Raw genomic sequence first — 25,079 nt, 5'->3', positions numbered from 1 at the left:
GCCTTTCTGCTTTCCGGGGATCGCCGGCCCCCATCGCCGGAACCGGCTGTGGCGTTCACGCCCGCGAAGCGACCGTGGCCGCCGTCTGCCCGAAGAGCAGCTTCTTGCCTTCCTCGGTGACCGACGGCCTGTTGGATAAGGGCTCTCCCCTGGCATAGGCTTTCAGGGTGGCGGGGCGTTCCCGCACCCGGTCGAACCACCGCTGCAGATTGGGGAAAGCGGCCAGATCCTGCTGCTGCCGCTTCCACGGCACGATCCACGGGTATGCCGCCATGTCGGCGATCGTATAGTGTTCGCCGGCGATGAAGGCACGATCCTGGAGGCGGCGATCCAGCACGCCATACAGGCGATTGGTCTCGTTGACGTAGCGATCGATCGCATACTGGATTTTTTCGGGTGCGTATACGCCGAAATGGTGATTCTGCCCAGCCATGGGTCCCAGGCCGCCGACCTGCCAGAACACCCATTCCATGACCGTCTTGCGCTCGCGTATGCCCGCCGGCAGGAATTTGCCCGTCTTCTCGGCCAAGTACAGCAGGATCGCCCCGGACTCGAACACCGTGACCGGATCGCCGCCATCGGACGGGGCCGTATCGATGATGGCCGGCATGCGATTGTTGGGTGAAAACGCCAGGAATTCCGGCTTGAACTGGTCGCCGGCGCTGATGTCCACGGGCCGGATCCGGTAGTGCAGGCCGGCTTCCTCCAGGAACATCGTGATTTTGTGGCCATTGGGCGTGGGCCAGTAATACAGTTCGATCATCGTGCCATGTCCTATATTGATTCGGCGCTTGTAATTTTAGATCAATCGATTTAAAAAGACCATTCTGTACCAAGCGATACATAATGAGCGGATTCGAATCCAGGATCCAAGGCCAGGGCCCTGTCCCCCAACCATGCAATCAGGAGCGCCCCATGACGGACACGAAAGCCATCGTCTTCGATCTCTACGGCACGCTGTATGACGTTCATTCGGTCGTGCAACAGTGCGATGCCGCATACCCCGGGCGCGGCATCGAAATCAGCGCCCTGTGGCGGCAAAAGCAGCTTGAATACACCTGGCTGCGCAGCCTGATGGGCCAGTACATTCCGTTCGAGCAGGCCACCCATGACGCGCTCGTCTACACCTGCAGGCAACTGCGGCTGGACCTGGACGCGGCAACCAGCGCCACGCTGTGCGACGCCTACCTGAAGCTATCGCCCTATCCAGAGGTGCCCGCCGCATTGCAGCAGCTGAAAGCCATGGGGCTGCCGCTGGCCATCCTGTCCAATGGATCCGCTTTCTCGATCGACAGCGTCGTGCGGCATTCCGGCCTGCAGGACTACTTTTCCCACCTGCTCAGCGTCGACCGCGTCAAAGTGTTCAAGCCCGATCCACGCGTCTACACGACGGCCTGCCAGGCACTGGAACTTGCGGCGCACGAAATTCTCTTCATCTCGTCCAACGCATGGGATGCGGCCGGCGCCAGCCACTTCGGATTCCAGGTGTGCTGGGTGAATCGCCAGCACAACACGTTCGATGAACTGGGGGTGAAGCCGTCCGCTGTGATCGGCGGTCTGGATGAATTGCCTGCCTTGGTTGGGGCGGCGGGGTGAATCACCCCGGTTTTCGCGGAAGCCATTTGGTTAAAGTAAAGCGGGCTCCGCAGCCTGGACCGCGAACTGCCGACAATCAGGGGCATTCTTTCGTCTGGATGCCAGGATGACTACGCGCCTTCGATTTCTTGGGAATTTCCAAGATAGCGCCAGCAATGACGCTGAAAAGACGATCGGCGCGAGGTGCGTGCGAGGGTTGCTCCCGAAGCCAGGCAAGTGCAGCAATGAGGTCGAACAGTTCCGAACCATTGAGGTCGGCCCGTGCGCGCCCATCGGCTTGAGCACGCGCAAGAAGCGCCGCGCCTGCGGCCCGCAACGTGATGCATGAGGCATGAAGCGCGGAATTCGGATCTTCGATGGCGTTCACCATCGGTGCGATGACGCCACGATGCTCATGGGTGAATGCAATGATTTCTTGCAACCACAACATCAAGGCATCGGCAGAGTCGCCCGATTTCTGGAGTTCATCCGCTCTTGTCGCCAAGGCCTCGAAACTTGAGCGCAACAAGGCTTCAAGCAGGGCCTCGCGGCTCGGGAAGTGGCGATATAGCGTGCCCAGGCCCACCTCAGCTCTGCGGGCTATATCGCGTAGCGACGCATTGGCACCTTCTTCCATGAAGACGTCTCGAGCGACGGAAAGTAGATGGTTGTAGTTCTTTCGGGCATCTGCGCGCATACGGTTCCTTGACAAACGGAACAGTGCTCCGTATATTCGGAGCGACGTTCCGTTAAAGATAGCTCATTTCAGCTCAAGGAGAAAGTCATGTCGATCAAGACGATGAAAGCAGTTCAACAACATGAGTTCGGCGGACCGGACGTGTTGCGCTATGAAGACGCCCCGGTGCCCGAACTCCAGCGGGGAGAAGTGCTTGTGCGCGTGCATGCGGTCGGCCTCAACCCCCCCGATTGGTATTTGCGTGACGGCTACAGGATGTTGCCGGCGGAGTGGCAGCCGAAGGTGTCCTTCCCCGTGATCCTGGGAACGGATATTTCAGGTGTCGTCGAAGCTGTAGCAGATGACGTCAAGAACTTCGCTACCGGTGACGAGGTATATGCGATGGTTCGCTTCCCCAGTGGCCTGGCAGGTGGCAGCCGGGCCTATGCCGAATACGTCAGCGTGCCGGCCACGGAGGTCGCCCGCAAACCCAAAGCCATCGACCATGCCCACGCGGCGGCCACCCCCATGTCGTTGCTCACCGCGTGGCAGTTCATGGTCGAACAAGGGCACAACGTGCAGAACCCGCTCCAACCGCACAAGCATGAGCCGGTGCCGCTGGAAGGAAAAACCGTCCTCGTCAATGGAGCGGCTGGCGGCGTCGGGCACTTCGCGCTGCAACTTGCGAAATGGAAGGGCGCGCGCGTGATCGCAGTGGGGGATGGCAGGCACGAAGCGTTCTTGCGTGACCTCGGTGCCGATGAGTTCATCGACTACACGAAGACCGCCGCCGAGGACGTTGCCCGTGACGTTGACCTGGTCATCGACGCTGTAGGCGGCCCTACGACTGGTCGTTTCCTGCGCACGCTCAAGCGTGGCGGCGCATTGTTCCCGATCTTCCCCCTTGGTTTCTCCGGTGCCGAAGAAGCCGAGAAGTTGGGCGTTACTGTCTCGACAACGCAAGTCCGTTCAAGCGGAGAACAACTCGGACAACTTGCCAATTTGCTTGATACGGGAGCAATACGTGTCGCTATTGACAGCACGTTTGCCTTGGCGAATGCGCAAAAGGCCCATGAGCGGGCAGCGCAAGGACATATTCGCGGCAAGATCGTTCTTTTGGTCATCGGCCAGGAGTGATTCCAATGGCCACGATCAAAGATGCCATCGAGGATCTGTTCAACACCCCGGAGCTAACGGCGGCCGAGGCAGTCGAGCGGCACTTCGCTCCATCCTTCCGTCAGCGAGTGAATGGAAGCTGGGTTGATTATTCCACCTTTCTCGCTCGCATCGCTTCTCTTCGAGAGATTGTGGGGCGCGTCACGATCACCGTGCTGGACGAATTTTCCGACGGCAACCGTTATGCGGAACGCCATGTGATCGATCTACTAAGGCGTGATGGCAGTCGGATTATCCAAGAGGTGTATTTGTTCGGAGAACGAAGCCTAGATGGACGTTTCAATAGAATCGAAGAAACAACGCTAGCCATCGAATCGTAACGCATCGAAAGAATGGTAATCCCCCCATTTTTAGCGATTGCCAGAAGTAGGAAGGTTACGCAGCCATGGCCAGCCGCTGTTTGGGGGTGATACCGCCCAAGGCCATATTTGGGCGTTCGTGATTGTAGGACCACATCCATTGCGTCGCTGCGCGTTGGACCTGATCCAGATCTTCCCAGTGATATTGGGACAACCATTCGTACCGTACAGTCCGATTGAACCGTTCGACGTAGGCGTTCTGTTGCGGCTTGCCGGGCTGGATGTATTCCAGTTTGATACCCCACCGGCGTGCCCATTCTGTGATCGTTGAACTCAGGTATTCCGGGCCATTATCACAACGAATTGCCAGGGGCTTGCCGCGCCAGGCAATGATCTGTTTTAACGCACGAACAACCCGCTCCGAGGGCAAGGAGAAGTCGTATCCGTCCGGTGAACGTACCTTGAGCCGTTTGAGCATCCGATAGAGCATACGTGTCCGCTTAAATATCGTGGACACGTATGCACCAAGAACCTGTCAGCAAGCCACGCCGTCGGCGCCGTACCTATACCGCGCAGTTCAAGACCGATCTGGTCGCCCAGTGCATGGACCCAGCCGTCTCCCTGGCGGCGGTGGCCATCGAACATGACCTGAACCCCAACGTCTTGCGCCGTTGGGTCATCGAGCACGAACGTCTGGGCTTGCATGATGCCGATGCCCAGTCCGCTGGGGATCGCACCGAGCTAGCGCCCGCGCCCGCGAACTGGCTACCCTTCGTGCCAGTCCGGACGGTCGCCACCGAACGGCTGTCCACACAACCGTCACAGCCCGAGGCCCGTATCCCGCTCACGCTCAGTGGCCGAGGCCTGACCCTCACGCTGGACTGGCCGATGGCTGAACACCAGGCGTTGGCCCAGTGGGCACGCCTGGTCCTGGCATGATCCGCATTGACCGGATCTGGCTGGCCGTCGATCCCATGGACATGCGTGCAGGCCTGGATACGACCCTGGCCCGGGTGGTGCGCGTGTTCGGGGCCGCACACCCGCATCATGCCTATGTCTTTGCCAACCGCCGCGCCACACGCATCAAGGTGTTGATGCACGATGGCGTCGGCGTGTGGCTAGCGACCAGACGTCTGAACCAGGGCAGGTTCGTCTGGCCCACGCCAGGCGGCACACACCTGACGCTCACCGACGAGCAGGCCAGCGCTCTGGTGCTGGGCCTGCCCTGGCAACGCCTGGGCGATGCCGGCGTCATCGACTGCATCTAAGCTAGCACCGGCTCAGGCTGTGCAATCGGGGCTGATGCCGATGGTGCGATGCAGCACCTGCTGGCATACTGCCCGCCATGACAGCCGTTGCACCCGACTCACTGCAGGACATGGACGCCGCGCAATTGCGCGAACTGGCGGCCAGTCTGATGCACACGCTCGGGCGCACGCAGCAGGAACTCACCGCCGCCAAGACGCTCAACGAGAAGCTGACCTTCGAGATCGCGGCCCTGCGCCGCTTCCGGTTCGGCAAGCGCGGCGAGCAACTGCCGCTCGGTGTGCAGGGCAGCCTGCTGGAGGAAGCCGTTGACGAGGATCTGGTCGAGATCGAGGCCCAACTGGCGGCCTTGAACCCCAAGGCCGATCCGGTCACGCCCCCTAAGGATCAACCCAAGCGCGCCGCCTTGCCGCCTGAGCTGCCCCGCGTCGAGATCCGTCACGAACCGCACAGCATGAACTGCACCTGCGGTTGCCAGCTGAAGTTCGTGCGTGACGAGGTTAGCGAGAAGCTGGACTACACGCCTGGCACCTTTACGGTCGAGCGTCATGTGCGCCCGATCCTGGCCTGTCCTCAGTGCGAGACGATTACCCAGGCCCCGATGCCCGCTTATGTCATCGACAAGGGCCTGGCTACGCCTGGCCTGATGGCCCACGTGCTGGTCGCCAAGTACGCTGATCACCTGCCGCTGTACCGTCAGGAAGGCATCTTTGCCCGGGCGGGGCTGAAGATCGCCCGATCAACCCTGGCGGAGTGGGTCGGTGCCTGCGGCTTCGCGCTGCAGCCGCTGGTTGCGGCGCTGCGAGACGAGATCCTGGCGCACCGGGTGCTGCATGCCGACGAGACCCCGGTCAAGTTGCTCAAGCCCGGCAGCCGCGCCACCCACAAGGCTTATCTGTGGGCCTACACGCCGAGCCAGTTCGAAGGCCTGAACGCGGTCGTCTATGATTTTACCGAAGGCCGTGCCGGGGCGCATGCCCGGGAGTTCTTCGGCGACTGGACGGGCAGCCTGGTCTGCGATGATTACGTTGGCTACAAGGCCTGCTTTACCCAGGGCATCATTGAGGTGGGCTGCATGGCGCACGCCCGGCGCAAATTCTTCGACTTGCACGCGGCCAGCCAGAGCCCGGTGGCCGCGCAGGCGTTGGAGTCCATCGGCAGCCTGTACGCGATCGAGCGTGAACTCAAGGGCCTGTCCCTGGAGGAGCGTTTGAGGCAACGCCAGCAGGTCGCCAAACCGCTGGCCGACAAATACCATGAGTGGATGTTGGCCCAACGCCAGAAGGTGCCAGAGGGTTCCGGCACGGCCCGGGCGCTGGATTACAGCCTGAAGCGCTGGGTGGCGCTGACGCGCTACCTGGATGATGGGATGCTGCCCATCGACAACAACCGGATCGAACAACAGATCCGGCCCGTCGCAGTGGGCCGCAACAATTGGCTGTTCGCAGGGTCCTTGCGCGCTGGCAAACGGGCTGCGGCGGTCATGAGTCTGGTGCAGTCGGCCAAACTCAACGGCCATGATCCGTATGCCTATCTGAAGGACGTGCTCACACGCCTGCCCACGCATCCGAACAGCCGCATCGGGGAGTTGCTGCCGCATCGCTGGCAGCCGACTTCCGGCTGTTGATCATCGTCGGTTGAATTCTGACCCACCTACCGGCATCGCTGCCGTACCAACACCGGAGGAAAGCCATGGCATTGAGTGAATTGGAGCTTGCAGGGGTGAATCGCACCATGACTGCCTATATTGCACGCCGCCGTCCTCGTCCAGAAATCCGGAATGAATTGGATATTGGCTACTCCATTGAAAACCAATCCATCATCGTCCATGAGGATCGCCGGTTATACGATGGTTCGCGGATGATCGAGCCCGTCGCAAAGGCGACATGGGTCAAAACACAAAGGACCTGGAAAGTCTTCTGGATGCGAGCCGACCTTCGGTGGCACAGCTATGAACCTCTGGCTATAGCACGGACCTTGGATAAAGTGCTTGAAGAGATCGATGCCGACCCCTACGGCTGCTTCTGGGGCTAAGCGTCAACCAGAACCTCAAGGTGTGTTCACCGGACGCTAACGGATCATCGCCGTGTCGCTCACTCAGGCTTTCTTCAGTTTGGGAGGTTTCTGGCGACATGATGGCGCATCCGTTCCACATCCATGGTGTCCACTTCGAGGTGTTAAGCCGTAATGGTTCGGCCCCTGGTATTCGTGATCAAGGGCAGAGGGACACCGTCGTCGCCCAAGAGCCGGTCGAACTTCTGGTGAAGTTCACGCAGACGGCGATGACATCTCCCTTCATGTACCACTGCCATATCCTTGAACACGAAGACAACGGGATGATGGGGCAATTTTCTGTAAGTTGATGCTCATGGACATGCGCTTGTCCTAAGGCCCCCGCCCGGCAAACAAGCCCAGAAGAGACGTTTCGTTAGGCTTCAACACGTTTGCGCGGGCAGTCGCACCTCGAAGGCAGTCTCTTGCTCGGTTGAAGTCGCTGTAATTCGGCCTGCATGTGCCTCGAATATGGATTTGGCAATCGCCAATCCCAGGCCGGCTCCTTCCGAAGAACGCTGACGTGAGGCGTCGGGGCGATAGAAGCGCTCGAAAATGTGAGGCAAGTGCTCCGGCGGGATCTGGGGGCCGGGGTTCACTATCCGAATCTTCACAGATTCCCCATTGCCTTCAATGTGAACCGAGATGGTCTTTTCCTGCGGTGTATAGCGGATGGCGTTGGACAGCAAGTTGCTCAAGGCGCGCCGGATCATCAGCGTGTCACCCAGCGTACATACTCGTTCGCTGACCAATTCCAGAGAGACCCTGCGTTCTTCTGCCCACGCGCCGAAGTAATCGAAAAGCGTACGTATTTCTGTGTCGAGGTCGATTGTAACAAGCTCGGGTTTAAGCAAATGGTTGTCCGCTTGCGCCAGAAACAGCATGTCGCCTACCATCTTGGCCATGCGCTCATACTCTTCCAGGTTGGAATACAAAATTTCCTGGTATTGATCGACGCTGCGCGCTTGCGAAAGCGCCACTTCGGTCTGCGTTCTTATATTGGTGATTGGCGTGCGCAACTCGTGTGCAATGTCTCCCGAAAATTCCGATAACCGCGTGAAGACCTCTTCAAGACGGTGGAGCATTTCGTTGAAAGACCGTGTCAATTCAACCAGTTCGGCGGGAACGCTGTCGGGATCCAGGCGTATGTGTAATTGATCAGACTTGATTCTTCCTATCTCGCGGCTGATGCGTCGTATTGGTGCGTGGCCTTGATGCACCGCCATCCAGGTAGCCAAAATGGCGATCAAGCAGGCGCCGATTATGATCAGTCGAAGATAGCCGCGAAAGCTTTCGAGGTAGTGCAAATGGAAATTGATGCCGGTTGCCACGGCAATGGTCAGTGGCCCGATCTTGGGCAGGCTTTCGGACTCCATTCTTAACAGAGCACCCCTGAATGTTTCGCCCTGATCCTGCCATGTGCCGACCGTGTCAATGGAAATTCGCTCGACGGGTCGCGCAATGCCTGCAAATCTCGCCAGGTCTGAGCCGGGTGTCGAATAAATGACCGAGCCGGTGGACGTTGAAATCTGGTACTGTGCGTTGTGGTGGCCCGAGACGGCATTCGCCAAACGATCCCGAAATGCTTCAGGGCTTTCGTTGGCCGGGACGGTGGCGAGCGTGTGCTTCAACGCTTGAACCACTGCGTTCAACTCGTCCACATCCTGCTGAATGAAATGGTTATTGATAGACCGCTCGATCATCCAGCCGAAGCAGAGCAGCACGATCGTGATCACTGCCCCAATAGAGACCGTCAGCCGTAAAGCGAGAGACGCGGGTCGTCGCTTCATCGTCAAGCAGAAGGTGTGACGTCCAGCATATAACCCATGCCTCGGACGGTATGAATCAGCTTGGGCTCGTAATCGTCATCGATCTTGGCCCTCAGTCGGCGGATGGCAACGTCAATGACGTTGGTGTCGCTGTCAAAGTTCATATCCCATACCTGCGATGCAATCAAAGAGCGCGGCAGCACTTCGCTCTGGCGACGGACCAGCAACTCCAATAGCGCAAACTCCTTATTGGTCAGGTCGATGCGCACACCATCACGCTGCGCCCGTCGGCGAGGAATGTCGAGCGTTAGATTGGCCACCTGAAGCTGGTCGTTAAATACCGGGGCTGCACTGCGCCGCAATAGAGTCCGCACCCGAGCCAAGAGTTCAGAAAAGGCAAATGGCTTTACCAGATAGTCGTCAGCGCCCAGCTCTAAGCCTTTGACGCGATCCTCTACGCTGTCGCGTGCTGTAAGAAAGAGGACTGGCGTCGCAGATTCTGCCGCTCGCAATGCCTGAACAATCCGCCAGCCTTCGACATCGGGAAGCATGACGTCCAGGATGATCAGATCGTAGGATCCGGTCAGCGCCAAATGGTGTCCGTCCAATCCGTTACGGGCAAGGTCAACGATAAATCCGGATTCGGTCAGGCCTTGCTTGACATAATCACCGGTCTTGACTTCGTCTTCAACGAGAAGCAGTTTCATGGCTGCATTCCTCAGGTTCCTGGTTGTGGCGCTTAAAAAATACTGCTACGGACTTCATCGCTTAGTGGTAGCGATAAACGTTTCCATCGGCGCGTAAGCCAGCAGCATGCGTGTTCATGAGTCTGCGATGTTGCGGCAAAAATAATGCTCGACAGTTACTGCCGGGTTCAGGCTGCGCGGAAGGTTCATAGCCGGTAATGCAGTGAACTTGGCTAAGGCTGGCCAGTACATCGCAGTCTAGGATACGCCTCCGAACAGGATCATGACGAAATGATTACATTTTTGTAATGGTGCTTTAGGTGCTTTGTGTTGGTTTGTGGCAGAACGGCGGCAAAGATATGTGTTGTGAGGTGCTGGGCCTTAAAAGTTGCTGTGTTTCGTGCAGCTCCGGTGTGGGTGACAAATATGTAATCGAATCGCAACGGTTTTGACAGCGTTGCCCAGTTACATTGCTTCTTATGGTCGCGTCACGCTGACCATGCAGCTTAGCGATCACCGCAACTCACACAAGGAAATACACCATGAAATGCGATATCAAGATGATGCTAAAAGCGGGGGCCGGCCTGGCCGCTGTGATTGCCGTTGCCTACGCCACCTTTCCCGCCGCCCGTGAATTGATCACAGCCTTGGCACCAGCATTGTTCTTTCTGATTTGCCCCCTGATGATGTTCTTCATGATGAAAGGCATGCACTCTTGCCACAAAGAACAAGAGACCACGCAGCGTGAGGCACCAGCGGTGCCGCTGTCCGAAACGAGCAACATTGTCGATGAACGACGTTGAGCGGATCGGTTTGTCTACGGTTGTTCAACAGAGTCCCACTTGCAGTCGGCTGTCCTCTCACCAACGCCTGGCTGTTTCCGTTCTGGAGTTTGAAATGCAGAAGTTCCATATTAGCTTGATTACAGCTATACTCGCTGCCACCATAGGAGTGGCGAATGCTGCCTCGCCAGCCCACGGAGTCGTCTATAGCGCTAACGAGGGCGATGGCTCCATCAGCGCGATCACACTAAGCTCAGGCGAAGTCCGTACGGTTGATATACCCGTCGTCCCTCATAACGTCCAAATATCACTTGATGGCAAATTTCTCCTGGCCGTTGGCGCACCTTCGGAGGGGCATGGAGGCCATGGTGGTGTAGAGAGCCAGTCAACACCCGCAGCAGCTACGCACGGCCACGGTGCCCAAGCGGCGCTGGTGCTCCTGGATGCAAGCAAGCCAGGCGAACTCATCGCGACGCTGCCTTCAGGCGACCATCCTGCCCACGTCGTCACTAGCAAGGGTGGTGATCTTGCCTTTATAACCAATGCTGATGCGAACCAGGTAACGGTAGTCGACATCAGCCGGAAAGCCGTTGTCGCCGAAATTCCTACCGGCAGTTACCCCCCCATGGGTTGCGTCTCAGCCCGGATGGGCGTGAGCTATACGTAGCGAACGTTACTGACAATAGCGTGTCGGTAATCGACGCGGAGAATCTGAAAGAGTCTGCACGCATCCCTGTAGGGAAAGCGCCGGTTCAGGTCGCATTTACGCCGAATGGGGCACAGGTTTATGTGTCACTGCGCGATGAGAATAGTGTTGCCGTCATCGATACGGGTACTCGGGAAGTCACCGGTAAGATCCAAGTGGGGCGCAACCCGATTCAGCTTTTTTCCACGCCAGACGGCAGAAAAATGTACGTGGCCAACCAAGGCAGTGATAGCGATCCCGATAATACGGTGTCTGTAATCGACATTGGGACACAGCGCGTTGTGGATACTGTAACGACGGGCATGGGGGCGCACGGGGTGGTGGCAAGTGATGATGGCAAGTGGGTGTTCATTACGAACAATAAGGCCGATACCGTGAGCGCCATCGACACAGCTACACAGGCCGTAGTCGGGACTTATAAGGTCGGTTCCGCTCCAAATGGCATCACTTATCGTGCCCTCCCGTAGGGCACAGTCTACCGGGCGGCTACTGCGGAACTGCGGTAGCCGCCCGGGAAGCGCCTTTCTCTGTTTCTGTTGTGCGTTGTTCGATGCTCTTCGAAACCACCTTTGCTGCGGCCCAATTAAGAGGATAAATCACCCCTTGGTCTCTCAGAGAAATTTTTTCATCGAAGGCAGCTGCAGAAACATGACAAAAATGTAATCTCTAGGTAACGCGACTGACAGCAGGTGCAGATTACATTAGTTGGTTTCCATTAATCTGTATGGTTGGTAGCTGGTGAAAGCAGTTCGTTTAATCGTAGCGGCGCTTACGTTGCTACTGGCTGGGCTAACTGGTTTTAGCCACGCATATGCCGTTGGCTCCGTTCCAGCAGCATCGGTTGCTCCAGCCTTGGCCGCCGCTTCATCAGGCGGTGTATTGGATTCTCTTCGAGGATTGTTCGGCGGCGCACCTAAAGAGCAAGAGTTGCTACCGCCGGAAGAAGCGTTTCAGGTGGCCGTTTCTGCTCAGAATCGGGACACCTTGGTTGCCACATTAACAGCTGCCCAAGGTTATTATCTATACCGTGATCGTATTGCATTCCATATTGAGAATTCGCAAGATGTGACGATTGCGGACGTATCGCTGCCGAAAGGAAAGCTCAAAGATGATCCCACGTTCGGGCCGGTCGAGGTTTATTACGATTCGATAGAGGCCCTGATCACATTGAATCGCCCGGCAAGTGATAAACCGGAGTTGGTGCGTTTGCGCGCATCTCTCCAGGGTTGTAACGATCCAACAGGGGTTTGCTATCCGCCAATGGAGCAAACCCTCACGATTTCGCTGGCAAATTCGGCTGCGCCCGCAGTTTCGATTCAGCCTGCTGTTGAGCAACAGTCGATTGACGAAAGTGGTACGGCGCCCAATCAAGCTGCCAGGAAGTCGGTTTCTGACACAAGTTTGGTGCGGGACCTGTTCGCGCAAGGCAACACTTGGGCGCTGCTCGCGGCATTCTTCGGTTTTGGCCTGGTTCTAGCTTTTACCCCCTGCATGCTGCCCATGATTCCCATCCTGTCCGGCATGATTATTGGTCAGGGTGACAAGCTTAGCCGTCGGCATGCATTCGGCCTGTCACTGGTGTACGTCTTAGCAATGGCAGTGACATACGCCCTGGCCGGCGTGGCGGCCGGCATGGCCGGTACCATGTTGGCGGCGTATCTGCAAAACCCGTGGGTTCTGGGAAGCTTTGCAGCCGTCTTTGTGCTGCTCGCGCTTTCGATGTTCGGATTTTACCAGTTGCAAATACCTGCCTCCATACAGACTCGATTGGCTGGCGCGGCAAATCGCCGGGGCGGAGGTAAGGTCGTAAGCGTGTTTTTGATGGGAGTGCTCTCGGCTGTCATCGTGGGGCCGTGCGTTGCAGCGCCGCTTGCGGGGGCATTGCTTTACATCGGACAAACCGAAGATGTGGTACTGGGCGGTTTAGCTCTATTCACGATGGCCATAGGGATGGGCGTACCCCTCTTGATTTTTGGGACGACAGCAGGGGCACTGCTGCCCAAAGCGGGTCCATGGATGAGATCGGTACAGCATTTCTTTGGTGTCACCATGCTCGCTGTCGCCGTTTACCTCATTTCCCCGGTAGTCCCAGCCGTCGTTCATATGATTTTGTGGGCCGTTTTGCTCATCATTTCGGCCATGTACTTGAAGGCGCTGGATCCGCTGCCCGCAACCTCGCCCGGGGCTGTTCGCTTTGGAAAGGGTGTCGGAATAATCGCCTTGACACTGGGTTTGGCAATTTTTGTCGGCGCATTATCGGGGAGCCGCGACATCCTGCAGCCCTTGAGCGCCTTCGTGAGCTCGAGCGCGTCAATCGACCGGGAAGGCTCTGATGGCGCGTTTCAGTTTCAGAAAATCACAAGTCTTGCTGAGCTTGATGCGCAATTGCAAGCTGCCGATGGCCGCTATGTGATGCTGGACTTCTGGGCGGATTGGTGCGTGTCGTGCAAGGAAATGGAGCTATTTACATTCACCGATTCGAAGGTTAGGGACAGGCTGAAGGATGTCATTTTGCTCAAGGCTGATGTGACGGCCAATAATGCGGCCGATCAAGCGCTGCTCAAGCGTTTTGGGCTTCTCGGCCCGCCTGGGATTATCTTCTTCGACAGGCAGGGCGAGGAAATCGACTTTCAAGTCGTCGGCTTTCAGTCAGCAAAGAAGTTTCTGCGCTCATTGGATGCGGCAATTCCGCTGTGAGAGCCCTGCGCAATGTTCTTTGATTACAAAAATGTAATTCTGCCGTCATGCGCCAGACAGCCGTACTTGATTAAAGTTAAGAAGTGGTTCGTCGCGTAGGCATCGGATCGCTAAAAAAAGCCCAAATCACAATTTGACCTCAAAAGGATTGCCTCGCGTGAAACGCCGCACTACGCTCGCTATTCCCGTACCACTTATGCCCCGTCGCCGCTTTGTTCAAGGGTTGGCTGCTGGCGGTGTGCTTCTTGGCCTGTCGCCTTATGCCCGAGCCCTGGGAATGCAGTCAAACCCAACGAGCACGGGTTCCGCGCAGCTCCTGACTGGAACCGAATTTAATCTGGAAATCGGCGAGTCCCCCGTCAACTTCACGGGTAGTCCCCGCATGGCAACTACCGTGAATGGCTCGCTTCCTGCACCGACCCTACGGTGGCGCGAGGGCGACACGGTAACCATCAGGGTGAAGAACCGCCTGAAAGAGGCTACCTCCATCCATTGGCACGGCATCATCCTGCCCTTTGAAATGGACGGTGTGCCAGGAATCAGCTTTACGGGCATACCGCCTGGGGAAACCTTCACCTACCGCTTCAAGGTGCAGCAGAACGGCACCTATTGGTACCACTCGCATTCGGGCATGCAGGAAGCCACCGGCGTTTACGGGGCAATCATCATCGACCCTGCGGAAACGGACCCCATACGCGCCGACCGCGAGTATGTTGTCCAGCTGTCCGATTGGACCGACGAAGACCCTATGCGAGTGCTCGCCAAACTGAAGATGCAAGGCGACTATTACAACTATAACCAGCCCACGGCAGTGGATTTCTTCCGAGATGTCTCTGACATGGGACTGAAAGTGGCCGTGGACAAGCGCAAGATGTGGAATGAAATGCGCATGAGTCCCACGGACCTTGCCGACCTGTCGGCCGATGTCCTCACTTACCTGATGAACGGCACCACGCCGGCCGGGAACTGGACGGGGCTGTTTCGGCCTGGCGAGCGCGTCCGCCTTCGGTTCATCAATGGGGCGGCGAACACCTTCTACGACGTGCGGATACCAGGCCTTGGCTTAACGGTCGTGCAAGCCGACGGCGTCAATATCGAGCCAGTCACCGTCGATGAGTTCCGTTTCGGGCCCGGCGAAACCTATGACGTATTGGTGCAGCCCAAAGACGATGCTTACACAGTTTATGCGCAAGCGATGGATCGTACAGGCTATGCGCGCGGCACCTTAGCCACGCATGCCGGCCTGGAGGCGCCCGTACCGGCGTTAGACCCCGTGCAATGGCTGGACATGGCTGACATGATGGGGGCAATGGGCGGCGGCATGGCGGGCATGAGTCATGGCGCAGCGGGCCATGCCTCCATGGGTGGTATGAATCACGGCAGCGGCATGGGCCATGGCAGTATGCCCGGGATGAGCCATGGAAATATGACCGGAATGAACCATGGCGACATGCAAGGGATGAACCACGCAAGCATGGCTGGCGCGGGGCACGGCGCAATGGGCGCAGGCAGTGCCAGCACCCAAGTGCGTCATGCCCGAACCGAGTACGGCGCCAGCACCGACATGCGGGTCGATATGCCGCGCACCAATCTGGACGATCCCGGTATCGGCTTACGCAATAACGGACGGCGCGTCCTCACGCTGGCGGATTTGCACACGATGGGCGGGCCGATGGATCCACGCGGTGCAGAGCGTGAAATCGAGCTTCATCTGACAGGGAATATGGAACGTTACACGTGGTCATTCGATGGCGTGGAGTTCGGTCAATCGACACCGGTTCACTTTCGTTACGGAGAGCGGGTCAGGGTCATTTTGCACAACGACACCATGATGACGCATCCCATGCACTTACACGGGATGTGGAGCGAACTCGAAACGCCTGACGGACAGTTTCAAGCGCGTCGCCACACGATTCCCGTGCAGCCCGCCCAGCGTATCAGTTTTCTCGTGACAGCCGACGCTCTCGGACGATGGGCCTGGCACTGCCATCTGATGTTGCACATGGATATGGGGATGTTTCGCGAAGTGGTGGTGGCATGAACTCAATAAACGAGAAAAAGGGAATTCTGGCCGTGAATACTCGTATAAGAAAACGTATTCTTGGGGTCGCCATCGCAACGCTCGGTGCAACGCCGCTTTTTGCCAACGCCCAAGCGCATGATGCTCATAGCAGCCATACCGCCATGCCGGCCAGCTCGGCTCCTGCCGGTGCAGCAAACATGCCTGGCATGGCTCACAGCAAAATGAATATGCCTGGCATGGGCCATGACACGATGAAAATGAAGTCAACCGCTGCGCCTAAGCCAGCAGATGGCATGCCCGGTATGAACCATGGCCAAGCTAACACAGCGCCAACTGCTCCTGCTCACGATATGGGAGCAATGGATATGGGCGGTGGTGAAATGGACCATGGCGACATGCAAATGCAAGGCGGATCGGCGCCACCCGATGCCCGCGATCCGAATGCCTACTCGGATGGCTACGTGCGTAATGCGGGCAAGTATGCCTTGCCGCCGTCAGAGGCGCTGATTATGTCGGACGCGCATAACTTTGGTTCCGTTTACTTTGACCGCCTGGAGTACGTCAAGGCGCGGGGGGAGGAATGGGCGGCCTATGAGGGCGAAGCATGGTATGGCAGCACCTATAACCGCGCGGTGATCAAGGCAGAGGGTGAAATCGCGAGTGGCAAACTGCAGGAATCCAAGACGCAGTTACTTTGGCGTCATGCGGCGTCAACCTTTTGGGATACGGAATTGGGCGTGCGTTTCGATCATGGCCACGGTGCGCCGAACCGGGAATGGTTGGCATTTGGTGTTAAAGGGCTTGCGCCTTACTGGTTTGATGTAGACGCCACCGCTTATGTGGGCCCCAGTGGACGTACTGCTTTGGGGTTGAAGGCGGAGTACGACATCTTGCTTACCCAGAAGCTCTACCTTCAGCCGAGCGTAGAGGTTAATTTCTATGGCAAGAACGACGAACGCCGGGGTATCGGCAGCGGTCTGTCGGACAGCACGGCGGGCTTGCGCCTAAAGTACGAAGTCACTCGTCAGTTTGTACCCTACATTGGCGTAGAGTGGTCCAGCAAATTCGGGAAGACGGCGGATTACGCGCGTGCAGAAGGCGAAGCCAAGCAAGAAACCCGTTTTGTCGCGGGGTTGAGTTTCCGGTTTTGAAGCCGGCTTTTTCTCACATAGGTGGCCGGAAACCGCTGCCACACACAATTTAAATGAGTCCTTTTGATGAAGAAATCCCTATCCATTTTGGCTTTGAGCGTGCTACCCACCATCGCATTAGCGGCAGGCAACCATGGCGGTGGTCATGGCATGCCCTCGCACGGCATGCCAGGCCATGATATGTCCACAATGTCGAATGCACCTTCCCCTATTGGCCAACCCGGTGACCCGGCCAAGGTGACTCGCACGATCGAACTGACGATGGACGATACCATGCGATTTACACCCAGTGATATCAAGGTTAATGCAGGCGAGACGGTTCGTTTCTTCATTAAAAACACTGGGAAAATTTCGCACGAAATGGTGATTGGGTCGCTTGCCGATTTAAAGGCTCACGCTGCCGAGATGCAAAAGATGCCAGGGATGAAGCATTCGGAACCGAACATGATTACGCTTGCACCGGGTAAGATTGGTGGCTTGGTGTGGCAGTTCGACCAGGCTGGCACTGTTGATTTTGCTTGCTTGATCCCAGGGCATATGGAGGCCGGGATGGTTGGCAAGGTAAAGGTCGATTAACACAGCGCCGATATGTCAAAAAAGCGGTTCATCCTTGGGGCTGTCGGCGTCTTGGTCGCAGGGGCTGCTGCCTTGTTGTATTACGGGGGGCGCGATGCGGGGCCGGCATTTATCGATCCTGCTGATCATATGCTCGTGGTGACGGGCAAGGCGATCTACGCGAATAATTGCGCCGCATGCCACGGGGAGGCGCTGCAAGGGCAGCCGAATTGGCGCCAGCGTCTTCCCAATGGAAGGCTGCCTGCGCCGCCTCACGACAAGACCGGCCATACGTGGCACCACCCGGATGCGATGCTCTTTGATATGGTCAAGAATGGCTTGGTGCCAGGTAAAACGGCGCCTCCGGGCTATGAGAGCGACATGCCTGCATATGCGGGAATCCTGACCGATGAGGAGATCGTTGCTGTACTGGCCTATATCAAAAGCGATTGGCCGCCTAAAGTGTTACAGGCACAAAAAGAAGTGACGTTGCAGCGGCGCCAATAGCGCTAGCGGCCGTCGCCCTGCGTCCGACGCTAGTTTTATATGGAGTTTTTTTATGCGAGTTTTGTTCGCCGCGGTCGCCCTCATGACCACAACTTCGTTTTCCCACGCAGCTGGGAATGCTATCACCGTTTACCAGGATCCGAATTGTGGGTGCTGCTCCGGCTGGGTCGATCATATGCGTGATGCCGGCTTTGAAGTCAACGCCATCAAGACGGGTAGTATGGTTTCAATCAAGCAGAAGCTGGGCGTACCCATGACGCTAAGTTCATGCCACACCGCCGTAGTCGAGGGTACAGGTCAGATTATCGAGGGTCATGTGCCGGCGAGCGCGGTGAACAAGCTGTTGGCAGACTCATCAGTGAGAGGTGTTTCGGCACCGGGCATGCCTTTGAATGCGCCAGGGATGGGCGAGCTTGATGGAAACCTTGTTACGGTTGACTTCGCCGGCAAGCCTTTCTCCAGAGATTAGGTGTCGCCCGATACGGGGTCTGTGGCGGATGTCGTTTTTTCAGTAGAAAAAGGCTGACCGTTCTCTCCCTTCGCCAGCTTGCGGTATAGGAGCCGCGGGCAAAAAAGTATCTTTAAGAGAAACATTTGAATTATGCCGCAGCGTAAAATTGCATCCTTTATTCCTGGGTATAAACTGAAAAACTCGTTTCGAATTGTCGGCATGATCGCCTTTTCGATGGTTTCACTTGCCGTCTTCAACGTAAAGGCAGAGGCATCGAGTTTCTCCATTATTGCTGAACAGTTTAAGCTTCCCGCTGTATCAGGCACGATTGCCAAAACGCCCAGACTAGAGAAGTTGCGTGAAGCGTTTTTCTCTGAGCCAATTAGTGCGGCGAAGGCCAAGGTCAGTTCTCCCTTTGGGTTGCGCTTTCATCCCGTTCAAAGTAAACAGAAGCACCACGATGGCATCGATTATTCGGCCCCCAAAGGAACACCGATCAGAGCGACCGCTGACGGCACTGTAGCGTTTGTTGGTCGCAAGAACGGCTACGGAAAAGTCGTCATTATTGAGCACTCGGCGGGTTTCTCAACACTTTACGCGCATCAGAGTCGATTCGCCCGAAATCTGAAGAAGGGATCGGTGGTTCCTCAGGGAGAGACGGTCGGCTATGTGGGTGCGACCGGAACAGCCACTGGCAACCATTTACACTACGAGGTTTGGCTGAACAATGAACCGATCGACCCGTCAAGTGCAAACCAGCTGTACGCTGGCAATGATCCGATTGACGGCACAGACGTTCAGCGACAGTTGTTGCTTGCACAGGCGGAATTTCCACGCATTGAACGAGTGTTAGTCGGCAAGGATTAGCACTCTTTCAATTCATACCGATTTTCGTAGTCGGAGGGTGTTGAAGACCACTGCCGCTGACCCCAAACTCATTGCCAGTGCCGAAAATATTGGCGAAAGCAAAAGCCCGGTGAACGGGTACAGCACTCCTGTTGCAAGCGGTATGCCGAGCGCGTTGTAGCCGAGTGACAGGGTACTACTGAGTTTTATTCCACGCTTCTCGGCAGGCGCGGTGAGTTCTTACCAGCTCTAAGGTAGCCTCAAAGCGGGGCTATCGGCAGCAACTTCGAAAACTTTCAACATCTGCGACAGACCTGACTCTTCTGCTGCGGACAGCGGCGCAAAGTCGCGTGTACGCTCGATAGCGTACGCGATCTCTCGGATGCGGGCTGGATTGTCACGGGCCAGCAACTGGGGAAGGGTCACAATTGCGGCCACCTCGTCAAGCCGCATGATGTTGGCTTGGCGGCGCACCGTATGACGGAAAGAAGCCATGTCAAAGCCACGGTGGCAGTCTGGCTGATGTAGTTCGAGCATCAGGTTCGCGCGCCGCTCATCGATCGAACTACAAAAGCGGTGAATATAAATCAGGGCTCGGATGCCTGCCTCGACCGCGCCGCCTTCGGCGAGCTCGGCACGTAGCTTTGCGAGCTTCTGCTGAACCAAGGTATCGTGATCAACTGAAGTGCAAGGCACCGCGCGGGCTGGCTCATCACTACCTGTCTGTCCAGCGAGAATGCGCATCCAGGGCGAGTCGTAAATCCATTCAAAAGCCCGCTCATAGCCCGAATCCCGCATATCTCGCCACTGGTCGAGCGTCTGGGTAATGGCTTTCGACACAATCCGCTGCATCTGGAGAAAAGGATTGTCCTCATCAATCGTTACGCGCTGCTCGCGAACTTTGATTGCTGCTTCAGCAATTTGTGGTGCCAACGGATTGTGGTCCGACCACCATTCGTAAGAGACCCTCAACGGATGCATGGCCTGTAACCACTGCGCCGCCTGCGGCGTAAATGTGTGACGTACCCATGGTTGCAAAAATTGGCGGTACAGCCCTAAATTTATCTTCGAGAGTTGCGCCACAGCGTTGAAGCGCCGGTCGCTCTCTGGATCCGGCTGAACAATCTCACGCGCACTGGCCACATTAGTTGGCTCAATTGATAGCTCAAAGTTATTGATAGGTGCCACAACATTTCTCTGTGCGGGCTCTGTGATCGTTGCGCGATATATGCCTGCGGGTAACACGTCGATCAAGTCAATATTGGTAGTGAATTTGTGATGTTCTTTACGGCTGACCGCGCCGGACACGAATATGCCCAGATGGCCGACGCTCTCATGCGTAGCATAGATAATGGTTTGGTCGTGGGTTAATACGTCTTCATCGTCACCGTATAAGTCAGTAATCCAACCTAAAGCCTGTGGTGGCGGTGTGATGTTGTCACCATAGGAGCAGAAGACTACGATCGGCGAGCGAATGTTGCGTAGATCGATGCGTACACCATCCGAGGTATGCAGCTCAGCGGTGGCGAGACGGTTGCCGATGAAAAGATTGTCAACGATGTACTGCATTTCAACATCATTGAGGTAGACGTATCCACCCCAGTATTTCTCGAAGTCCAGGTAGCGAGGCGCCTCTGTGTCGACGTTTGCGTACAGATGGTGTTGCTTGTTCCAGAGCGTATTGGCTGGATTGAGATTCTCGAAGTTTTGCACCAACCACGCGCCGTCGAAGCGGCCGGCGCCCATGTCGCTAGACATTGCAGTTAGCCAGCTGCCACCAAGCAGCCCGGCGGTATAGCGCATGGGGTCACGGCCGCGCCAGCCCGCCCAGTAGGAAAGCGGTGCTCCGGCGACAATGATCGGTCCGAACAGCTCTGGTCGAATGGACGCGGTCATCAGAATTTGCCATCCGGCTTGGCAATTGCCAATGACGGCTGGCTTGCCTTCTGGGCACGGGTGCAATTCAATTATTCTTTCAAGGAAGGCCGCTTCGGCCTGCATCACGTCTTCGATCGTTTGCCCCTCTATGGGGTCGGGCAGAAAGCCAATGAAATAGCAAGGGTGACCAGCGTCTATTATCACGCCGATCTCGCTATCGACTTTGAAGCCTCCGATGCCCGGACCGTGGCCAGCGCGAGGATCAATCACGACGAAGGGTCGTTTCATATGATCTGCCGGCTTGTCGTGAGGCGGCACTATCCGTACCAGCCAATAGTTCACTGGGCGAGGCAAGTCTTTGCCGGACATCACCACTTCGGAAAGGAAATTCAGAACATTTGGAACGCGCTCAGCCAGATGCGCTTGATACTGGTTGCCGCGTTGGCGTATGACGTCTGCGTAAAGGATACCGCGTTGCCAGGTGTCAACTGCATACTCTGCCAGAGTAGCAAGGTGTGGCAGTTTGGCAGTATCGGTTTTTGGCTTGGCCGTGTCGCGGCCTTTACCCTGCGAGTTGTTCCGTGTTTCCGCGTTCATATTGGCTCCCTCCCGTGCGCCAGCGCAGTTTGTTAACAGAAAGCCGCGATTATGGGGAAGTAGTGGTTGCTGCGGGCATTCTGTCCATCATCATTTGCATCATGGCCTGCATCATGTCCATCCGCTTCAGCATCATCTCGTGATCTGCGCCGGACGGTGCTGCCGACGGGCTTTTCTCAGCTTGAGAGTGAGCGTTTCCCATCATTCCCGTACCATGCATGCCAGCCGATGCCATACCCATTAGCTGCATGCCTTCTTTCATCAAATCGAGGTGCTCGGGCATGAGGGCACTACGTTCTTCAGGTGTGGCTTTCTGAATATTTTCATGAAAGGCGTGCATGGCCTTCATATGGGTATCCATTTTCTGCTTCAGAAGCGCCGGATCTGCCACTATCGATTTTTCAGAAACCGAAGTTTCATTGTTGCCTGCTCCCGCTGGGTGGTGTGCGTTATGCCCGTCCGTCGTTTGAGCCCACGACAGCGCGCTGGCCGAACTCAGAATAATGGTGGACGCAACTAAACAGATCCTTCTCATGATGACGCTCCTTATGTGAAAGTGACCACGAGCATGGTCATTGCATTCACTATACTGAGGAGGAACTGTCGAAACGATGTCGCGGACATTACAAAACAGCAATGTCTGCGACGCTCAAGCATTATTCAAGTGTTGGCACCGTCGCGACTGGTGGTCAGACGGACTTGCGCAGTCTTAGTGCGTTGAAGACCACCGACGCTGAACTCAAACTCATTGCCAGTGCCGCAAACATTGGCGAAAGTAGCAGCCCCGTGAGGGGATAGAGCACGCCGGCGGCCAACGGTACGCCGAGCGCGTTGTAGACGAACGCGAAACCTAGATTTTGCTTCATGTTCGCAATCGTTTTCTCGGACAGATCACGGGCGATTGAAATGCCGCGCAAGTCGCCCTTGACCAAAGTCACTTGGGCGCTGTTCATCGCTACATCGGTGCCGGTGCCCATTGCAATGCCCACATCGGCTTTCGCCAATGCCGGTGCATCGTTAATGCCGTCTCCCGCCATGGCGACGACGCGTCCTTCGGCCTGAAGCCTGGTCACCAAGTCCAGCTTGTCGGCCGGCTTTACTTCTCCGTGTACTTCATCAATGCCCAGCTGCTTGGCAACGGAGTGGGCTGTAGCGATGCCGTCGCCAGTTGCCATGATGACCCGAATGCCGGCGTGCTGAAGATCGCGTACTGCCTGTGGCGTGCTTTGCTTGATTGGGTCGGAGACCGCCAGCAGACCTGTCAATTTTCCCTCTGCGGCCAGGAACATGACGCTCGCGCCCTTTGCGCGCAATTGCTCCGCCGTTTGCGTCATGACTGAGACATCAACACCTTCTTGTTGCATCAAGGCGGTGTTACCCAGGACGAGCCGCTTTCCATCAACGTGGCCGCGAACGCCAATGCCGCTACCCGATTCGAAATCTTCAACCGCACTGAGTGTTAAGCCGCGCTCATGTGCAGCCTGGACAATGGCGTGAGCAAGCGGATGTTCGCTGCCTTGATCCAGGCTGGCCGCCAAGTGCAGCACTTCATCTGCAGTTGCTTCATTCGCTGGCACTGCTTGTTCGAACGTCGGGCGGCCTTCGGTCAAAGTGCCTGTTTTGTCGACGATCAGGGTATCGACCTTGCGGAAATTCTCGATGGCTGCCGCATCACGAAACAGCACACCCTGTGTAGCACCGCGTCCTGTCGCCACCATGATGGACATGGGTGTAGCCAACCCCAGTGCACATGGGCAAGCGATGATCAGCACGGCAACCGCGTTGATCAAGCCGTACACCCAACTTGGTTGCGGCCCGATCAGGCCCCAAGTGATCAATGTGGCGACTGCGATGATGACCACCGCTACCACGAAGTAGCCGGCAACGACGTCGGCCATCCGTTGCATAGGCGCCCGCGAGCGCTGGGCTTGTGCCACAAGTTGAACGATTTGCGAAAGAACCGTCGCCGAGCCCACTTTTTCGGCGCGGATCACGAGTGAGCCGGAAGTGTTCATTGTCGCGCCGATCACCTTGTCACCGGGGCGTTTGCTTACGGGCAGCGGTTCACCCGTCAGCATCGACTCGTCCAGTGAGCTGCTGCCCTCTTCGACAGTGCCGTCAACCGGTACTTTCTCGCCGGGCCGCACGCGAAGGCGATCACCCTCGTGGACATGGGTCAACGGCACATCTTCTTCGGAGCCATCGGCGTTGATGCGCCGTGCCGTCTTGGGTGCCAGGCCAAGCAGCGACTTGATGGCCGCCGACGTTTGCGAGCGCGCCCGCAGCTCAAGAATCTGACCAAACAGCGTCAACGAGATGATGACGACCGCCGCTTCAAAGTAGACGGCAATCCGTCCCATGGACATGAAGGTGTCTGGGAAGACGTCGGGTGTCACCGTGGCCACAACGCTATAGACGTATGCAGCTGCCGTTCCGAGGCCAATGAGCGTCCACATGTTGGGGCTGCGGTTGATAACCGACTGCCAACCGCGAATGAAGAAAGGTTGGCCGGCCCAGAGCACAACGGGTGTCGATAGCACCAGTTCGATCCATGTTTGTGCCGACATGCTGAACCACCCGAGTTGTGGTCCGAACATGGCGAGAACCGTAACGATAATGGTGAAGGGCAACGTCCACCAGAATCTACGCGAGAAATCCCTGAGCTCCGGGTTATCGTCATCGAGACTAGGCAGTAACGGCTCAAGCGCCATGCCGCATTTGGGGCAACTGCCCGGACGATTCTGGCGAATTTCAGGATGCATGGGACATGTATATATAGTTCCCGGTGCAACGCTCTGTTCAAGGTCTTTATCGTCTCGGCCCGATGCGGGCGTCAGAAACTGTTCTGGTGCTTTATTGAATGTGCCCATGCATTTGGCACTACAAAAATGAAAGTGCCTTCGCTTGTATTCGACGTGATAGGGCGAGTCTTTTGACACTTGCATACCACACACGGGATCTGTAAGGGCAGCGTTGTGACTGGGCGGATGCGCATCGTTGTGCTCGTGTTCGGGAGACAGATTTTTATTGCTCATGATGCCAATGCCTTCTGTTGCGAGATGAAATTATGGAACGCAGCGTCCAGGGATCAAGCTTATGCAATTTCATCATGCCATAGTCGGGTCTCTTTCCCCTGACATTCTGATTACTAGTCCATTACATTTGTGTAATCTTTATGTAAAGGAATTATCTTCTGGTAATTTGCAAGGAAATCACATCAATCAGTAGTACTCGTCATCTATATCGGAAGCGGTTTTGCCGATAAATGCGAGAGGGGGCGACTGTGACTTTTCCTGTTAGAGGATGTGCTAATGGTACACGGCAGCATTTTTTGTTTCTAATACTAGCGTTTTCGCTAAATGCCGTCCTTAGGCGCCTAAGTTCTGA

General features: G+C 56.6%; 25 protein-coding genes and 1 pseudogene. 18 read left to right on the top strand and 8 right to left on the bottom strand.

Features of this window, described 5'->3' with window-relative positions:
• Positions 1-55 precede the first annotated feature (55 nt).
• Positions 56-763, bottom strand: coding sequence for a glutathione binding-like protein (locus ABD022_RS12240; protein ID WP_343821510.1), 708 nt, complete (start codon positions 761-763; stop codon positions 56-58).
• Between the two features lie 152 nt (positions 764-915).
• On the opposite strand from ABD022_RS12240, the gene ABD022_RS12235 reads away from it, so the two are divergent.
• Complete coding sequence (locus tag ABD022_RS12235) at positions 916-1,596, top strand: haloacid dehalogenase type II (RefSeq protein ID WP_343821508.1); 681 nt, start codon at positions 916-918, stop codon at positions 1,594-1,596.
• Positions 1,597-1,672: 76 nt separating this feature from the next.
• Here ABD022_RS12235 and ABD022_RS12230 read toward each other — a convergent pair whose 3' ends face one another.
• Complete coding sequence (locus ABD022_RS12230) at positions 1,673-2,272, bottom strand: TetR/AcrR family transcriptional regulator (protein ID WP_343821506.1); 600 nt, start codon at positions 2,270-2,272, stop codon at positions 1,673-1,675.
• Between the two features lie 87 nt (positions 2,273-2,359).
• Between ABD022_RS12230 and ABD022_RS12225 the strand changes: the two genes are divergently transcribed.
• On the top strand, positions 2,360-3,388 hold the full coding sequence (locus ABD022_RS12225) for an NADP-dependent oxidoreductase (protein WP_343821504.1): 1,029 nt from the start codon (positions 2,360-2,362) through the stop codon (positions 3,386-3,388).
• Positions 3,389-3,393: 5 nt separating this feature from the next.
• Complete coding sequence (locus tag ABD022_RS12220; protein WP_325126415.1) at positions 3,394-3,747, top strand: nuclear transport factor 2 family protein; 354 nt, start codon at positions 3,394-3,396, stop codon at positions 3,745-3,747.
• Between the two features lie 55 nt (positions 3,748-3,802).
• Here ABD022_RS12220 and ABD022_RS12215 read toward each other — a convergent pair.
• Positions 3,803-4,165 (bottom strand): annotated as a pseudogene (locus ABD022_RS12215) (integrase core domain-containing protein); the annotation flags it as partial.
• 80 nt (positions 4,166-4,245) lie between these two features.
• Here ABD022_RS12215 and ABD022_RS12210 point away from each other — a divergent pair.
• The 5 genes from ABD022_RS12210 (at position 4,246) to ABD022_RS12190 (ending at position 7,355) form a co-directional block, all read left to right on the top strand.
• Entirely contained in the window at positions 4,246-4,665 is a 420-nt protein-coding gene (locus ABD022_RS12210) for a transposase (RefSeq protein ID WP_217086256.1), read from the top strand.
• Positions 4,662-4,994: an IS66 family insertion sequence element accessory protein TnpB gene (gene tnpB, locus ABD022_RS12205; protein ID WP_217086257.1), complete on the top strand. Its 333-nt coding sequence runs from the start codon at positions 4,662-4,664 to the stop codon at positions 4,992-4,994. Before ABD022_RS12210 ends, tnpB begins: the two co-directional genes overlap by 4 nt.
• 77 nt (positions 4,995-5,071) lie before the next feature.
• Entirely contained in the window at positions 5,072-6,619 is a 1,548-nt protein-coding gene (tnpC, locus tag ABD022_RS12200; protein ID WP_425545224.1) for an IS66 family transposase, read from the top strand.
• A 65-nt stretch (positions 6,620-6,684) separates the two neighbouring features.
• Positions 6,685-7,026 (top strand): DUF3024 domain-containing protein, encoded by a 342-nt coding sequence (locus ABD022_RS12195; RefSeq protein WP_323030485.1) that lies wholly within the window; start codon positions 6,685-6,687, stop codon positions 7,024-7,026.
• Between the two features lie 98 nt (positions 7,027-7,124).
• Positions 7,125-7,355, top strand: a complete 231-nt coding sequence (locus ABD022_RS12190; RefSeq protein ID WP_343821496.1) for a multicopper oxidase domain-containing protein — start codon at positions 7,125-7,127, stop codon at positions 7,353-7,355.
• Between the two features lie 72 nt (positions 7,356-7,427).
• Here the strand turns inward: ABD022_RS12190 and ABD022_RS12185 are convergent, their stop codons facing one another.
• Both ABD022_RS12185 and ABD022_RS12180 read right to left on the bottom strand, forming a co-directional pair.
• Entirely contained in the window at positions 7,428-8,834 is a 1,407-nt protein-coding gene (locus ABD022_RS12185) for a Cu(+)/Ag(+) sensor histidine kinase (RefSeq protein WP_343821494.1), read from the bottom strand.
• Between the two features lie 2 nt (positions 8,835-8,836).
• Positions 8,837-9,520, bottom strand: a complete 684-nt coding sequence (locus tag ABD022_RS12180; protein ID WP_343821492.1) for a heavy metal response regulator transcription factor — start codon at positions 9,518-9,520, stop codon at positions 8,837-8,839.
• A 521-nt stretch (positions 9,521-10,041) separates the two neighbouring features.
• Here ABD022_RS12180 and ABD022_RS12175 point away from each other — a divergent pair.
• The 10 genes from ABD022_RS12175 to ABD022_RS12130 all read left to right on the top strand — a co-directional run bounded on the left by ABD022_RS12175 (position 10,042) and on the right by ABD022_RS12130 (position 19,238).
• Positions 10,042-10,302 carry a DUF2933 domain-containing protein gene (locus ABD022_RS12175; protein WP_290198988.1) on the top strand — a complete coding sequence of 87 codons (261 nt, stop codon included), beginning with the start codon at positions 10,042-10,044 and terminating at the stop codon, positions 10,300-10,302.
• Entirely contained in the window at positions 10,289-10,948 is a 660-nt protein-coding gene (locus ABD022_RS12170; protein WP_343821490.1) for a beta-propeller fold lactonase family protein, read from the top strand. Before ABD022_RS12175 ends, ABD022_RS12170 begins: the two co-directional genes overlap by 14 nt.
• Positions 10,912-11,454: a YncE family protein gene (locus ABD022_RS12165; protein WP_343821488.1), complete on the top strand. Its 543-nt coding sequence runs from the start codon at positions 10,912-10,914 to the stop codon at positions 11,452-11,454. The genes ABD022_RS12170 and ABD022_RS12165 overlap by 37 nt, the downstream gene beginning before the upstream one ends.
• 271 nt (positions 11,455-11,725) lie before the next feature.
• Positions 11,726-13,684 (top strand): protein-disulfide reductase DsbD, encoded by a 1,959-nt coding sequence (gene dsbD, locus ABD022_RS12160; RefSeq protein ID WP_343821486.1) that lies wholly within the window; start codon positions 11,726-11,728, stop codon positions 13,682-13,684.
• A gap of 196 nt (positions 13,685-13,880) precedes the next feature.
• Positions 13,881-15,725, top strand: coding sequence for a copper resistance system multicopper oxidase (locus ABD022_RS12155; RefSeq protein WP_343821798.1), 1,845 nt, complete (start codon positions 13,881-13,883; stop codon positions 15,723-15,725).
• The gene (locus tag ABD022_RS12150; protein WP_343821485.1) at positions 15,722-16,858 is read left to right on the top strand and encodes a copper resistance protein B; all 1,137 of its coding nucleotides are present in this window, start codon (positions 15,722-15,724) and stop codon (positions 16,856-16,858) included. The genes ABD022_RS12155 and ABD022_RS12150 overlap by 4 nt, the downstream gene beginning before the upstream one ends.
• A gap of 66 nt (positions 16,859-16,924) precedes the next feature.
• Positions 16,925-17,434, top strand: a complete 510-nt coding sequence (locus tag ABD022_RS12145; protein ID WP_343821483.1) for a cupredoxin domain-containing protein — start codon at positions 16,925-16,927, stop codon at positions 17,432-17,434.
• 12 nt (positions 17,435-17,446) lie between these two features.
• Complete coding sequence (locus ABD022_RS12140; protein ID WP_113934570.1) at positions 17,447-17,920, top strand: c-type cytochrome; 474 nt, start codon at positions 17,447-17,449, stop codon at positions 17,918-17,920.
• A gap of 52 nt (positions 17,921-17,972) precedes the next feature.
• Positions 17,973-18,389 (top strand): DUF411 domain-containing protein, encoded by a 417-nt coding sequence (locus ABD022_RS12135; RefSeq protein WP_290198990.1) that lies wholly within the window; start codon positions 17,973-17,975, stop codon positions 18,387-18,389.
• A 132-nt stretch (positions 18,390-18,521) separates the two neighbouring features.
• Positions 18,522-19,238, top strand: a complete 717-nt coding sequence (locus ABD022_RS12130) for a M23 family metallopeptidase (RefSeq protein WP_343821478.1) — start codon at positions 18,522-18,524, stop codon at positions 19,236-19,238.
• Between the two features lie 228 nt (positions 19,239-19,466).
• Here the strand turns inward: ABD022_RS12130 and ABD022_RS12125 are convergent, their stop codons facing one another.
• From ABD022_RS12125 to ABD022_RS12115, 3 genes are all read right to left on the bottom strand, one after another.
• Complete coding sequence (locus ABD022_RS12125; protein WP_343821476.1) at positions 19,467-21,692, bottom strand: DUF3141 domain-containing protein; 2,226 nt, start codon at positions 21,690-21,692, stop codon at positions 19,467-19,469.
• 49 nt (positions 21,693-21,741) lie between these two features.
• Positions 21,742-22,227 (bottom strand): hypothetical protein, encoded by a 486-nt coding sequence (locus ABD022_RS12120; RefSeq protein WP_343821474.1) that lies wholly within the window; start codon positions 22,225-22,227, stop codon positions 21,742-21,744.
• 154 nt (positions 22,228-22,381) lie between these two features.
• The gene (locus ABD022_RS12115) at positions 22,382-24,727 is read right to left on the bottom strand and encodes a heavy metal translocating P-type ATPase (protein ID WP_113934566.1); all 2,346 of its coding nucleotides are present in this window, start codon (positions 24,725-24,727) and stop codon (positions 22,382-22,384) included.
• Between the last annotated feature and the right edge of the window lie 352 nt (positions 24,728-25,079).

This window comes from Castellaniella daejeonensis (genome assembly GCF_039523555.1).
In the GTDB taxonomy this organism is placed as follows: domain Bacteria; phylum Pseudomonadota; class Gammaproteobacteria; order Burkholderiales; family Burkholderiaceae_B; genus Castellaniella; species Castellaniella daejeonensis.
Note: the sequence above shows the minus strand (reverse complement) of the source record. Positions and strands in the feature narration are given on the sequence as shown.